This is a genomic window from Desulfarculus baarsii DSM 2075, assembly GCF_000143965.1.
In the GTDB taxonomy this organism is placed as follows: domain Bacteria; phylum Desulfobacterota; class Desulfarculia; order Desulfarculales; family Desulfarculaceae; genus Desulfarculus; species Desulfarculus baarsii.
Genome location: NC_014365.1, coordinates 1,315,326 through 1,329,106 on the forward strand (window position 1 = coordinate 1,315,326; position 13,781 = coordinate 1,329,106).

At 69.6% G+C, this 13,781-nt stretch carries 7 protein-coding genes; 6 read left to right on the forward strand and 1 reads right to left on the reverse strand.

Features of this window, described 5'->3' with window-relative positions; all coding sequences use genetic code 11:
• Nucleotides 1–281: 281 nt before the first annotated feature.
• Nucleotides 282–2,102, forward strand: a complete 1,821-nt coding sequence (locus DEBA_RS05850; protein WP_013257994.1) for an acyl-CoA dehydrogenase — start codon at nucleotides 282–284, stop codon at nucleotides 2,100–2,102.
• Nucleotides 2,103–2,173: 71 nt separating this feature from the next.
• Here DEBA_RS05850 and DEBA_RS16885 read toward each other — a convergent pair whose 3' ends face one another.
• A complete protein-coding gene (locus DEBA_RS16885; RefSeq protein WP_013257995.1) occupies nucleotides 2,174–2,815 on the reverse strand; it encodes a CBS and ACT domain-containing protein in 642 nt (213 codons plus the stop codon).
• A gap of 191 nt (nucleotides 2,816–3,006) precedes the next feature.
• Here DEBA_RS16885 and DEBA_RS05860 point away from each other — a divergent pair, with 191 nt between their 5' ends.
• From DEBA_RS05860 to cysK, 5 genes are all read left to right on the forward strand, one after another.
• A complete protein-coding gene (locus DEBA_RS05860) occupies nucleotides 3,007–3,918 on the forward strand; it encodes an FkbM family methyltransferase (RefSeq protein WP_013257996.1) in 912 nt (303 codons plus the stop codon).
• A gap of 99 nt (nucleotides 3,919–4,017) precedes the next feature.
• Nucleotides 4,018–9,579, forward strand: coding sequence for an alpha-2-macroglobulin family protein (locus DEBA_RS05865; RefSeq protein WP_013257997.1), 5,562 nt, complete (start codon nucleotides 4,018–4,020; stop codon nucleotides 9,577–9,579).
• A complete protein-coding gene (pbpC, locus tag DEBA_RS05870) occupies nucleotides 9,576–11,786 on the forward strand; it encodes a penicillin-binding protein 1C (protein WP_013257998.1) in 2,211 nt (736 codons plus the stop codon). Before DEBA_RS05865 ends, pbpC begins: the two co-directional genes overlap by 4 nt.
• 61 nt (nucleotides 11,787–11,847) lie before the next feature.
• Entirely contained in the window at nucleotides 11,848–12,810 is a 963-nt protein-coding gene (locus DEBA_RS05875) for a serine O-acetyltransferase (protein WP_013257999.1), read from the forward strand.
• 35 nt (nucleotides 12,811–12,845) lie between these two features.
• Nucleotides 12,846–13,772: a cysteine synthase A gene (gene cysK / locus DEBA_RS05880; RefSeq protein WP_013258000.1), complete on the forward strand. Its 927-nt coding sequence runs from the start codon at nucleotides 12,846–12,848 to the stop codon at nucleotides 13,770–13,772.
• Nucleotides 13,773–13,781 lie beyond the last annotated feature (9 nt).

Sequence of the window (13,781 nt, forward strand, 5' to 3'; positions counted from 1 at the left end):
CCGGCCATCGCCGCGCCAGGCGATAGCCTATCGGACCATGGTTAATTGTACGCCTTTGGCTCGGCCGTCTGGCAAGCCAAAATTGGCGAAAGCAGTATTCATTATCTTTATTGAATAGCTTCGCGTCAAGCCCAAAAGCGCCGGCGCGGCCCAAGGCGGTCGGCATGCCCCGGCGCATCGCATATGGGCTTGTGCATCGACGAAGAGGGCGTTAGGCTATTCTGTTATGAACTGTTATCGTTTGCCAAGCGGCCCGCCGGCCTCGCAACAAAGGTGGTGATATGGGCGTCAATCATTTCAACCGCGACCCCCGCGACACACAGTTTCTCCTCCACGAGCATCTGGGGGTGGCCAAGCTTTTGGCCTACGAGCCCTTTGCCGATTTTTCGGTGGAGCACATCGACCAGGTGATGGCCCAGGCTCATCAGGTGGCCAACCAGTGCCTGGGCCCGGCCATGCAGGATGGCGATCGGGAAGGCTGCCAGTTTCAGGCTGGCGAGGTCAAGGTTCCGTCGGCTTTTCACGATTGCTGGCGGGCCCTGCGCCAGGGCGGCTGGCTGGCCATGGCCAACGATCGTCGCTGGGGCGGCCTGGGCCTGCCGGCGGTGGTCTCGGGCCTGGCCAACGAATATTTCTTTGGCGCCAACATGGCCCTGAACATGTACCCCCTGCTGACTTCGGGCAACGCCAGGCTGATCGAGGCCTTTGGAACCGAGGCCGACCGCGAGCTGTTCGTGCCCCGCATGTATTCCGGCCAATGGGCCGGCACCATGTGCCTGACCGAGCCCCTGGCCGGCTCGGACGTGGGCTGGCTGGAGACCAGCGCCACGCCCGACCCCGACTCGCCCGATAAGCGCGTCTACAAGATCAAGGGCCGCAAGCGTTTCATCTCGGCCGGCAATCACGACCTGACCGAAAACATCATCCACCTGCTGCTGGCCCGCATCGAGGGCGCGCCCCACGGCACCAAGGGCATCAGCCTGTTCATCGTGCCCAAGATCTGGGTCGAGCCCGACGGCGCTCTGGGCCGGCCCAACGACGTGGTCTGCACCGGCATCGAGCACAAGATGGGCATTCACGGCTCGGCCACCTGCGCGCTGCATTTCGGCGGGTCCGACCAATGCCGGGGCATCTTGCTGGGCGAGCCGCACACGGGCATGGCCAAGATGTTCCAGATGATGAACGAGGCCAGGGTAGGCACGGGCCTGATGGGCCTGGCCTTGTCGGCCTCGGCCTACGACGCCGCCCGGACCTGGGCCAAGCGCCGCGTGCAAGGCCCGCCTTTCACCGATCGCCGGGGCCAGCGGGTCAAGATAATCAACCACGAAGACGTGCGCCGCATGCTTTTGAACATGAAGGCCGGCACCGAAGCCATGCGGGCGCTGATCGCCAAGACTTATTATCTGATGGACGTGGCCCGCTTCGAGCCCGACGCGGCCGCGCGGCAAAAGGCCGCCGGCTTGGTCGAGCTTTACACGCCTCTGGTCAAGGCCTATTGCACCGACTTCGGCTTTTCGCTCACCCGCGAGGCCTTGCAGGTCTTTGGCGGGGCGGGCTATTGCAACGGCTTCCCGGCCGAGCAGTACGTGCGCGATTGCAAGATTCTGTCCATCTGGGAGGGCACCAACTATATCCAGAGCCTGGACCTGGTCGGCCGCAAGCTGGGTCTGGAGGGCGGGGCGGTGTTTCAGGGGGCGCTGGCCGACATCCAGACATTCTGCGCCGACAACGCCGGCGACGCCGACTTTGGCAAATGCTTTTCGCTGCTGAGCCGGGCCGTGGGCGTGGTGGGCTTCATGGCCGGCGGCTTCCTGAACTATCTGGGCGACGGTCGCATCGGCTTCATACCGCTTAACGCCACGGCCTTTTTGGAGTGCCTGGCCGAGGTGGTCATGGCCTCGCTCTCGCTGGAGCAGGCGCTCGTGGCCCGGCGCAAGCTGGCCACCGTCGATCCGGCCTCGGCCGACGGCCTGTTTTATCGGGGCAAGATGCACGGGGCCAGGTTCTTCTGCCAGCGGGTCTTGCCGGCGGTGTTCGCCCGCCAGATCGCCTTCGAGCAAGAGGACGCCTCGGCCCTGGAGATCCCCGAGGCCTGCTTCTGAGCCCCGCGGAAATCAGCGCCCCCCACGCCGCGCGGGCGGCGTGGGGGCGTTTTCGCGCCGTGGTGGGGGCGCTACTTGGCCACCTTGTAGCCGGCCTTGGCCAGCCTGGCCGCCACCGGGGCCGGGTCTGGCGCCTGGGCCCGCAGATAGACGCGGTGGCCCACGCCCCGGCGTTGGCGCAGGCTGAAGACCGCCTCCACCGGCACGCCGATCTCCTCGACCAGGGCGGCGATCTTGCTCACCTCGCCCAGGCTGTTTTCCAGATCGACATTTTCGATGACCACGATGCTGTTGCCCTGGTGCGCGCCAAAGATGTGCAGCATCGCCCGAAATATTTCCGTCTCGGTGACGATGCCCACCAACTTGCCGTCCTCCACCACCGGAAAGGCCCCGATGCCCCGCACGTGACCGTCGCGCACCACGTCCATCACCGAATCCTCGGGCGAGACGGTCTCGGGGTTTTTGACCATGATGTGGCCGACCTTGAGCTTGGCCATCAGGGCGTTCATCTCATGGCGGCTGAGGGCCTCGGCCGCCGAGGGCGAGGCGGCGATGATGTTGCGCAGGGTGATCAGGCCCTTGAGGCGGCCCTCGCCGTCGACCACCGGCAGGCGGCGCACGCGGTTTTCGGCCATGATCTTGTGGGCGGCGGTGACCTGGGTGTCCTCGCTGACGGTGATGGGGTTGGGGCTCATCCAGTGCTTGATCTTCATCGAGCGCTCCCGTGGCGGGGGTTGGCGTTTGGCCTGATCGTTAACGTCATTATAGACCATGGCCAAGCTCGAGATAAAGCCCGTCATCCCGGCGGCGGCGGCGCTGAAAAGCCCGCTTTTGTTTGGTCCGCCACAATGCTATAAAACGTCAGGCTCCCGGACAGGCGGCCCGCCAGCGGAGGACGTCGGGCATGACGCGCAAGATTTTCAAGTTGCTGTACAAGCTTGGGCTGCTGCGGCGTTTCGAGCAGATCGACGCCATACATTATTTGAAGCGCCTGGCCCGCGGCAAGCACCCGGCCGACGGCGGCTATTTTTCGGAGAGGGACGCCCTACAGTTCACGCCCGGGCCGGCCCTGAAGCGGACCAGCTTTCGCGGTGCCTCGGTCTTTTTTCGCTGCGAGATGACCTACCCCCTGGAATGGAAAATCCTGCAAAGCGGCTATTTCGACCGCGACGTGCTGGAGTTGGTGGCCGACCTGGCCCGCCCCGGCCTGGCCATCGCCGACGTGGGCGGCAACGTCGGCGGCCTGGCCATCCCCTGGGCCCTGGCCCTGCCGGAGGTGGAGGTCCACTCTTTCGAGCCCAATCCCCTGGCCTTGGCGCGCTTGCGCCACAACCTGGCCCTCAACCCCGAGGCCAAGGTCCACGTGGTGGAAAAGGCCGTGGGCGAGCGCCCCGGAACGCTGGAGTTTCACGCCTTTGACGGCCAATATCTGGGCGATTCGTCGTTCGTCCAGCCGCCCAAGATCGATCATCCCGGCCGGGTCATGGCCGTGGAGGTGATCACCCTCGACGACTACTTCGAAGGCCGGCGGATTGAGCCCGGCGTGATCAAGCTCGACATCCAGGGCTACGAGGCCCAGGCCCTGGCCGGGGCCGCTCGCCTGCTTTCCCGGGCCCGGCCCTATGTTGTCTTCGAGCACGAGGACCAGAACTTCCCCCAGGCCAGTCAGGCCGCGCGGGCCAAGCAAGTCCTGGCCGATATTTTCGCCGAGCACCACTACGATGTTTATTACATCACCCGCTTCAGCCGCGACCTGTTGTTGCCGGTCGATTGGCAAAGGCCTCTGGCCGGCAACCTGCTGGCCCTGCCTCTTTGACGCTTGGCCCATCGGCGGCAAGCGGTTGTTGACGGGCCACGCCCGCCGTCCTAGACTGACAGCAAAGACCTGCGGACGGAAACTCTCTGGAGCGCACATATGAAAAATCGTGGGATGTGGGCCAAGGCGCGCCGCGGCTCGTGGGCCGGCATGTTGCTGTTGGCCGGGCTCTGCCTGTTGGCCGGGCCGACCTGGGCCAAAATCGAAGGGCCGGCCGCCCTCAAGGTGCTGAGCCTGCTGCCAGCCGGCCAGACCGAACGTCTGAGCCAGATCGTCGTCGTCTTCGACCAACCCATGGTCGCCCTGGGCGCGGCCAAGCAGGACGAGGCCAGCGCGCCGCTACGCCTGGAGCCCATGCCGCCGGGGGCCTTCCGCTGGCTCGACCCCCAGACCCTGGCCTATATCCTCGACAAGCCCATCGCTGGGGCCACGCGCATCAAACTCACCGTGCCGGCCGGCGCCAAAGCGCTTTCCGGGGCGGTGCTGGCCCAGGCCGTGGAGGCTTTCGCCGCCACCCCGCCGTTGACCGTGACCGAATTTGGCCCCCAGGCCGGCGAGGAACTAGGCCCCAAGCCCCAGATCAGGCTGACCATCAACCAGCCCGCCCGGTTGGAGTCGCTACGCGCGAAGCTTTCGCTGTCGGTCAATGGCCGGCCGGTGGCGGCCACGGTGGATTACGAGCCGCCGCCCCAGTGGCAAGACGGCTCCCAGGGCCTGGCCGCCTCTTATATTGTCAGCCCCGTGGAGAGTCTGCCCATCGACGCCAAGGTCAACCTCCTGGTGGCCCCTGGCGTCATGCCGGCCGACGGCGATATGCCCTCCAGCGAGGCCTTCAGCGCCGATTACACGAGCTTTGGCGCCACGCGCCTGAATAAATGGGAGATGTCGCGGGCGGTGCTGGGCGGGCTGGATCCGGCCGCCTCGTTGACTCTGGAGTTCAACAACCCCGTCAAGATGGCCGACCTGCTGGCCAAGCTGCGCATCGAGCCGGCCCTGGAGCTGCCCACGGCCGAGCCCGAGGAGAGCGGATCGTGCTGGATCAGCCTCGATCTGCCCTTCCAGCCGGGCCAAAAATATCGCCTGACCATCGAGCCCGGCCTGACCGACGACTACGGCGCGAAAAGCCTCAAGGCCCAGAGCATCGAACTGGCCATCGGCCAGCGCAACCCGATCATGGCCCTGGGGCCAGAGATGGGCGTCATCGAGCCGCCGGGCGTGGCCCCGCTGCGCGTGCGCAACCTGGCGGCGGTGGATCTGGGCCTGCGCTTTTTCGGGCCCGAGCAGGCCGTGCCGGCCCTGGCCGCCGAACAGGAACGGCCCTGGGACGCCAAACCCAAGCCCCTGCGGGCCGGCCAGGAGGGCGTGGTCCTCAAGCGGCTCAAGATCAAGGCCCCGGCCAACCAGAGCATCTTGCGGCCGTTGGACCTGGCCGCGCTGTTGGGCCGCTCGCCCCGGGGCGGCCTGGTGCTGATGGACGCCAGGGCCACCTGGCCCGATGAAGAAGGCAAGCCCGTCGAGCGGGTGCAGCGCAGCCTGGTGCAGGTCAGCGACCTGGGTCTTTCGCTCAAGTTGGGGGCCGATGGCGGCTTGGCCTGGCTGACCAGCCTGTCGGGCGGCGGGCCCCTGGAAGGCGTGGCGCTGGAGTTGCGCGACCGCAAAAACCGCGTGCTGTGGAAAGGCCTTTCCGACGCCCAAGGCCTGGCCCAACTGCCGGCCCTGGCCCAACTCGACCCCGCGCCGGACAAAGAGCGCTCCTGGCGCGATCCGGTGGTCTACCTGCTGGCCAGACGCGGCGAGGATTTCGCCGTGCTGCCCGGCGACTGGGGCGCGGACCTGGTCTACGAGCTGCCCTATCAGGTCAACTATGTCGGCCCCCAAGGTTCGCCGCCGCTGGCCGCCCACGCCCTGGTCCAACTGCCCTTGTATCAACCCGGCCAGCAGGTGCGTTTCGTGGTCTACGCGCGCCGCCACGCGGCCCAGGGCCTGGTCGCCGCCCATCCGCTGACGGCGCGGGTGCTGGTCAAGGATCCTTATGGCCGGATTGTTTTCGAGCAAAAGGCCGACGCCAACCCCTACGGCGCGCTGGCCTGCGAATTGAAGCTGGGCCAGGACGCCCGCCTGGGCGCGCATGCCATCTCGCTGATGGTCGGCAAGGATGAAATCAGCGCCGGCGGCTTCCAGGTGGCCTCGTTCCGGCCGCCCGACTTCAAGGTCGAGCTGAACGCGCCGGCCGCTCACGTCGGCGCGGGGCCCCTGGGCCAGGCCCGGGTTGATGCGCAATATCTCTTTGGCGCGCCCGTGGCCGGCGGCAAGGCCCAGCTCAAGGCCGGCCAGGAGCCCACGACCTTCGCGCCCGCGCGCCTGGCCGACTACGCCGTGGGCGATCTGCCCCTGCCGGGCCAAGAGCCCAACCAGAACAAAGACCTGGGCCAGCAAGACGCCGCCCTCGACGCCAGCGGCCAGGCCAAGTTCGGCCTGCCTGCCGCCGAGCCGCTGCCGGGGCTGCCGGTCAACGTGCGCCTGGAGGCGGCGGCCAGCGACGTGGCCGGCGTCACTCACGTGGCCGTCTCCAACGTGGTGGCCCATCCGGCCCAGTTTTATCTGGGCGTCAAGACGCCGCTTTTGGCCAGCGCCGGCGCGGCGGCCAAAATCGAGCTGCTGGCCGCCGGCGTGGATAACCAGGCTCTGGCCGCCTCCGCCGTCAGCGTCAAGGCCTATCGCCAGTGGTGGGAGACCGTGCGCGAGCGCGGCCCCGGCGGTTATTATCGCTATCTGGGCCAGGCCCGGCGACAGGAGGTCTTCAGCCAGACCCTGGACCTGGCCGCCGAGGGCGGCGGCTTTGACTTCACCCCGCCCCAGGCCGGAACCTACGTCATCGTGGCCGAGGCCAAGGACGCCGCCGGCCGCCTGAGCCGTAGCGCGTCGTATCTGTGGGCCAGCGGCCCCGGCCAGGCCGGCTGGGAGCGCTTTGACGGCCACCGCCTGGAGCTGGTCGCGCAAAACGACGACCTGGCCCCCGGCCAGTCGGCCAAGATCCTGATCAAAAACCCCTTCGCCAAGGCCACGGCGCTGATCAGCGTCGAGCGCCGGGGCGTGCGCCGCGTGCAGGTGCGCCAGATCGAGGGCCCGGCCCCGGTCATCGACGTGGCCGTGGAACAGGCCGACGCGCCGGGCGTCTACGTGGGCGTGCTGCTGATTCGTGGCCGGGTGGCCGAACCGGTGCGCATGGGCGTGGATTTGGGCAAGCCCCAGGTGCGCATCGGCTACGTGGCCCTCAACGTGCGCCGGCCTGGCGGCGGCCTGGCGGCCAAAGTGAGCGTGGACGCCGAACAGGCCCGGCCTGGCCAGGAGATTCGCGCCACCGTCGAGGTCTCGCGCGATGGCGCGCCGGCCCCGGCCCAGGTGACCTTGCTGGCCGTTGACGAGCGCGTGCTCACCGCCGCCGGCGACGATAATTCCTACGACCCCAACCAGACCTTCGGCCGCATGGACGGCCTGGCCGTACTCACCGCCGACGCGCGCACCCAGGTCATCGGCAAGGTCTTGGCCTCGCAGAAAGGCGAGGGCGGGGCCGGCGGCGGCGGCCTGGGCCAGGCCGTGCGCCAGCGCTTCCATCCGGCGGTTTTTTGGCTGGCCATGGGCCAGACCGACGCTCATGGCCGCCTGACGGCCGCTTTCCGCCTGCCCGACACCCTCACGGCCTATCGAGTGGTGGCCGTGGCCGCCGACAAGCTCGACGGTTTCGCCATGGCCAAGGCCCAGGTGCGGGCCAGCCGGCCCTTGCAGGTTTTGTCGGCCCTGCCGCGCTTTGTCACCAGCGGCGATCGGCTTCAGGCCCGCTTCGTGGTGCAGAACCTGGGGCGCGCGCCGCTGAAGGCCCGCGTCGAGCTGAAGGCCGTGGGCCTGCACATCTCCGATCCGGCCGCTCAGGAGCTTGATCTGCCGCCCGGCGGCGGCGGTCGGACCGTGGGCTTCTGGGTCACGGCCGAGCGGCCGGGCACGGCCGTTTTGGACGTGCGGGCCAGCGCCGGTGACGAGCTTGACGCGGCGCGCTATTCGCTTGCGGTCAACCCCCGCGCGGCCCTGGTCACCACCGCGGCCTCCGGGGCGCTTCGGCCCGATGGCGGGCAAAAGAGCGCGGCCACGCCCCTGGAGCTGCCCGTCGGCGCGCGGCCCGGCCGGGGCGGCCTGGTGGTGAACCTGGCCCCGTCCCTGGCCCCGGCCATGGCCCGGCCCACGCAAATGCTGGTGGAATATCCCTTTGATTGCTGGGAGCAGCGTCTGAGTCGCGCCGCGGCCAGGGCCCTGCGCCTGGGCGAAGGCCCGGCCCTGGGCCTGACCCCGGCCCCCGACGACCTGGCCGCCGTCCAAGCCACCATGGCCCTGGCCATGGATTATCAAACGTCATCGGGTGGTTTTGCCTATTGGCGGGGCCAGGACAGCGCCGAGTTGTTCCTCAGCGCCTACACCCTGTTGGCCGACGGCCAGATCGCCCAGGCCGGACCCAAGCTCGGCGATGACGAGCGCAAGCGCCTGATCGAGTATCTGCGCCAGACCCTCAACGAACGCCGGCCCGGCCAACGCCGCGACTTCTATTACGCCACCAGCGAGGCCCTGGCCATCTGGGCCCTGGCCAGCGCTGGCCAGAACGCCCGCGCGGCCCTGGAGTCGGCCCTGACCCGTCTGGACGGCCTGGGGCCCTTTGGCCTGGCCGCTCTGATCCAGGCCGCCGCCGCCGGCAAGACGCCGGGCGCGCTGGAGACGTTGCTGGCCCGGCTGGAGCCCCTGGCCGACGTCACGGCCACCGAGGCTCACTTCACCACCATCAACCCCGAGGGCATGAAGCTGGCGCTGGGCTCGACCCTGCGCGACAACGCCGCCGTGCTCTGGGCCCTCTGCGCGGCTCGGCCCGATCACCCGCTCGCGGCCAAGCTGGCCCGCTGGGTGGCCGGCCGCCTGGCCGATCAAGAGAGCATCTCCACCCAAGAGGCTGTCTTTGGCCTGTGGGCCTTGCGGGCCTATCTGCGGCAGGCCGGCGCGCAAGGCGGCCCGCTGAACGTGGCCGTCAGCCTGGCCGGCCGCGAGCTGCTCCAGGGCGGCTTTGCCGACGGCCGGCAAGGGCCGCTGACGGCGCGGATGGTGCGCGATCTGCTTGCGCCGGGCCAGCGCCAAGAGCTTGTCGTCTCGGCCAAGGGCCAAGGGGCGCTGTTCTGGACGGCCCGCCTGGCCTACGAGCCCGGGGGCAACCCGAACAAGCCGATCAACGCCGGGCTGCGCCTGGCCCGCTTCCTCAGCGCGCCCGACGGCGGCGAGCCGCCCTGGCGCCTGACCCAGCGGGTGGAGTGCTTCATCACCGTCGCCGTCAGCCAGACCCGCCACCACGTGGCGGTGGAGGTTCCCTATCCGGCCGGCCTGGAGCCCGAGCGCGCGGCCTTCGCCGCCCAGGACGACGCGGGGGCCTGGCCCTGGCTGTGGCGCGAGCTGTGCAAGGACGGGCTGTTGCTTTACGCTCCCCAGCTCAATCCGGGGGTGTATTCTTATCGCTTCGTGCTGCGGGCGGTGGCCCCGGGCTCGTTTGTGATGCGGCCGGCCAGGGCCGAGGAGATGTACGCGCCCGAGGTCTTTGGCCAGACGGCCGAGGAGACGGTGGAGGTGCGGTGAAAAAGCGCCTGATCGGCCTGGCGCTGGCCACGGCGCTTCTGCCGCTGGCCCTGTGGGGCGTGATCGCGCTGTGGCCGGGCCAGCTTCCGGCCGAGGGCTACGGCCCGGCCAAGGATCGCTTGATCCTGGCCGCCGATGGCCAGATCCTCGCCCAGTTGGCCAACCCGCTGACGCGCCAGGGGCCGTGGACGCCGACGTCCGAGATCACGCCGCTGTTGCGCGCGGCGCTGATCGCCGCAGAGGATCGCCGTTTTTACGCCCACCCCGGCGTGGACCCCCTGGCCCTGGGCCGGGCCGCCTGGCAGTGGCTGCGCGCCGGTCGGGTGGTCTCGGGCGGCTCGACGATCAGCATGCAGTTGGCCCGCCTGCTGCGGCCCCAGCGCCGTACGCTGGCGGCCAAGCTGGATGAGGCGGCCACGGCCCTGTGGCTGGAGGCCCGCCTGGGCAAGGACGAGATCCTGGGCCAATACCTCAACCGCGCGCCCTTTGGCGGGCCGCTGGTGGGCGTGGGCGCGGCCAGCCGCCTGCTCTTGGGCAAGGCCCCCCAACGCCTGGCCCCCCACGAGGCGGCGCTATTGGCCGCTCTGCCCAAAAATCCATCGGGCCTTTTGGCCAAAAGCCAGCGCCCCAGGCTGAAAGCCCGCCGCGACGCCATCTTGCGGGCCATGGCCCAGGCCGGAGTGTTGGACCGCGCCGCGCTCGCTCGCGCCCTGGCCGCGCCGGTGGAGGTCGGCGCGCCGCCGCCCCGGCCCAGCGCGCCCCACTTCGCCAGGGCCCTGGCCCGTCGCCTGCCGCCCGACGCGCCGGCGGCCACGCCCACGTTCATCGACCCGGAGCTGCAAGCGGCCCTGAGCGCCTTGGCCGCCGAGCACGTCCGCCAGGGCCGCGAGCTTGGCATGCGCCAGGCCGCCATTCTGGTGTTGCGCAACAGCGACCGCGCCGTGCTGGCCTGGGTCGGTTCGGCCGATTGGCAAGACCCCAATGCCGGCCAGGTCGATGGCGTCTTGGCCCCGCGCCAGCCGGGCAGCGCCCTCAAGCCCTTCATCTACGCCTTGGCCCTGGAGCGCGGCCACACCCTGGCCGAGCGCCTGGCCGACGAGCCCTTGGGCCTGGCCACGGCCGGCGGCGTTTTTCGTCCGGTGGATTATGACGGCCGCCACCGCGGCATGGTCAGCTTGCGGGTGGCGTTGGCCAGCTCGTTGAACTTGCCGGCGCTACGCCTGGTGGACAAGCTGGGCCAGCCACGAGTGTTGGCCGGCCTGCGCGGGCTGGGGTTGGCCCTGCCCCGCGCGGCCGATCACTATGGCCTGGGCCTGGCCCTGGGCAACGGCGAGGTCTCGCTGCTCGATCTGACCGTCGCCTACGCCGCCTTGGCCGCGGGCGGCCGCTGGGCCCCGGCGCGGCTGTGGCCCGGCCAGGCGCCGGCCGTCGAGCGCCAGGCCCTGGACCCGGCGGCCTGCCGGCTGATCGCCGACGTCCTGGCCGACGATCAGGCCCGGGCCCTGGGTTTTGGCCGGCACAGTCTGCTGGAGCTGCCTTTTCCGGCGGCGGTCAAGACCGGCACCAGCCAGCATTTTCGCGATAACTGGTGCCTGGGCTTCACCGCCGATTACACCGTGGGCGTGTGGGTGGGCGATTTCGCGGGCCGGCCGATGCGGGGCGTCAGCGGCCTGAGCGGGGCCGGGCCGCTGTGGCGCAAGGCGATGATGTTTTTGCATCGCCGCGCGCCGGGCGCGTTGCCGCCGTGGCCGCCGGGCGTGCGCAGGCTGCGCGTCCGCGCCGATTCGGGCCAACTGGCCGGGCCGGACTGCCAGCGGACGGTCGAGGAATACTTCATGGCCGGCTTTGGCCCGGCCGGCCGTCGCTCGCCGGGCCACCAGGCGTCCGACGCCACGCCGCAGCCCGGTCTGGAGTTGGTGCGGCCCACCCACGGGGCCGTTTACGCCCTGGACCCGGACCTGCCGGCGGGCTTGCAGGTCTTGGCCTGCCAGGCCAAGGCCCCCGGCCCGGTGAGCGCCGCGCGTTGGCTGTTGGACGGCCAAGAGCTGCCCGCCGAGGGTGATCCGTTGCATCGCCGCGCGCCGCTGCGCCCCGGTCGCCACGTGTTGGAGCTTGTGGTCAGCGGGCCGTGGGGCCGGGCCACGGCGCGGGCGGCCTTTGACGTGCTGCCCCGGCCGCCGGCCAGCGCGGCGGGCCAGGCCCTTTGACCGGGGCCGGCCGCTGGTGTAGCCTGAAACCATCGCCCACGCCAAGTCAGGAGCATTGGCCATGAAGATACATCTGCCAGGGGCCGTTGAAGCGACGTGCCAGTGGGACGAGGAACAATCGGCCAGCATGGTCGAACGCCTGCCCCGTATCGTGCGGCGGCTGGTGGCCACCTGTGGCACGGAGCGCTGTTACGAGCACGTCAGTTCGGCCCCCCTGCCCAAGCGCCAGGCCGTGGTCGAGATCGTAAACCTCGGCCGGCGCATCATCTTTCCCGGCTATTTCGAGGACGGCCCCCTGGACCGGGTCAACCTGGAGTATCATCTGGGCCAGGAGACGGTGCGGCTCTATGAACTGCTGGCCGAACAGATCTCGCGGGCGGTGCGCCACGAGTGCCTGCGGCAAGACCTGGAGTGCACCCACTGCCGCCAGCGCGGCGACGAGGCGGCCTATTGGTTCATCGAGCAACTGCCGGCGCTGCGCGAGCTGCTGGCCGAGGACGTGCGCGCCGCCCTGGAAGGCGACCCGGCCACGTCCTCGCCCGATGAAGTGATTTTCAGCTATCCGGGCCTGTTGGCCATCACCGTCTATCGTCTGGCCCACGCCCTGCTGCATCTGGACGTGCCCATGCTGCCGCGCATGATGACCGAGCACGCCCACAGCCGCACGGGCATCGACATCCACCCGGCCGCCGAGATCGGCCGGCGCTTTTTCATGGACCACGGCACGGGCGTGGTCATCGGCGGCACGGCGGTGATCGGCGACGGCGTGCGCGTCTATCAGGGCGTGACCCTGGGCGCGCTGAGCCTGCCCCGCGATCAGGTCGAGCGGCTAAAAAGCCAAAAGCGTCACCCCACCATCGGCGACGACGTGGTAATTTACGCCGGGGCCACCATTCTCGGCGGCGACACCGTGGTCGGGGCGCGTTCGGTGATCGGCGGCAATGTCTGGCTGACCAGATCGGTGCCGCCCGACACCAGGGTGATCATGGCCGAGCCCGAGCTTCGCTACATCGGCCCCAAATGACCGCGGCCGCCAACAGCCGCATCGCAGGAGCGTCAATGGGCGTGTTGTCCCAAGTTAGCCAGGCCGTCGGCCGCACGCCGCTGGTGGCCATCGACGGGTCGCTTTTCCCGGGGACAAGGGCCAGGGTGCTGGCCAAGCTGGAGTATCAAAACCCCCTGGGCAGCGTCAAGGATCGCATCGCCCTGGCCATGATCGAGGCGGCCGAGGCCGCGGGATCGATCGGGCCGGGGTCGCTGGTGGTCGAGCCCACCAGCGGCAACACGGGCATCGGCCTGGCCATGGTCTGCGCGCTGAAAAAAATGCGCCTGAAGCTTTGCATGCCCGAGACCATGAGCGTCGAGCGCCGCAAGCTGCTGGTTCACCTGGGCGCCGAGCTGGTGCTGACGCCAGGGGCGCTGGGCATGAACGGCGCGGTGGACGAGGCCCGGCGCATCGTGGCCCAAAACCCCGGGGCCCACATGCCCAACCAGTTCGCCAACCCGGCCAACCCGGCCGCCCATCGCCAGACCACCGGCCCCGAGATCTGGGCCGACACCGACGGCCAGGTCGATATCTTCGTGGCCGGCGTGGGCACCGGCGGCACCATCACCGGCGTCAGCCAGGCCCTCAAGGCCCGCAAGCCCGACCTGTGGTCGGTGGCCGTGGAGCCGGCCCAATCGCCGGTGCTGGCCGGCGGCCAGGCCGGGCCGCACCTGATCCAGGGCATCGGCGCGGGCTTCGTGCCGCCGGTGCTGGAGCGCTCGCTCATCGACGAGGTCATCGCCGTCGACGGCGAGGACGCCCTGACTGTCGCCCGCCTGCTGGCCGCCCGCCAGGGCCTGCTCTGCGGCATATCCTCCGGGGCCAACGTCTGGGCGGCCATGGACCTGGCCGCCCGGCCCGAGCACGCCGGCAAGACCATCGTCACCGTCTTGCCCAGCACCGGCGAGCGCTATCTCAGCACCAGGCTGTTTACGGATTGACGCGCCGCG

Bases quoted from the DNA above. Each gene is read 5' to 3' on its own strand.
- DEBA_RS16885 (WP_013257995.1), bottom strand. From the start codon at position 2,815: ATGAAGATCAAGCACTGGATGAGCCCCAACCCCATCACCGTCAGCGAG.
- DEBA_RS05875 (WP_013257999.1), top strand. From the start codon at position 11,848: ATGAAGATACATCTGCCAGGGGCCGTTGAAGCGACGTGCCAGTGGGAC.
- DEBA_RS05860 (WP_013257996.1), top strand. From the start codon at position 3,007: ATGACGCGCAAGATTTTCAAGTTGCTGTACAAGCTTGGGCTGCTGCGG.
- DEBA_RS05850 (WP_013257994.1), top strand. From the start codon at position 282: ATGGGCGTCAATCATTTCAACCGCGACCCCCGCGACACACAGTTTCTC.
- cysK (WP_013258000.1), top strand. From the start codon at position 12,846: ATGGGCGTGTTGTCCCAAGTTAGCCAGGCCGTCGGCCGCACGCCGCTG.
- DEBA_RS05865 (WP_013257997.1), top strand. From the start codon at position 4,018: ATGAAAAATCGTGGGATGTGGGCCAAGGCGCGCCGCGGCTCGTGGGCC.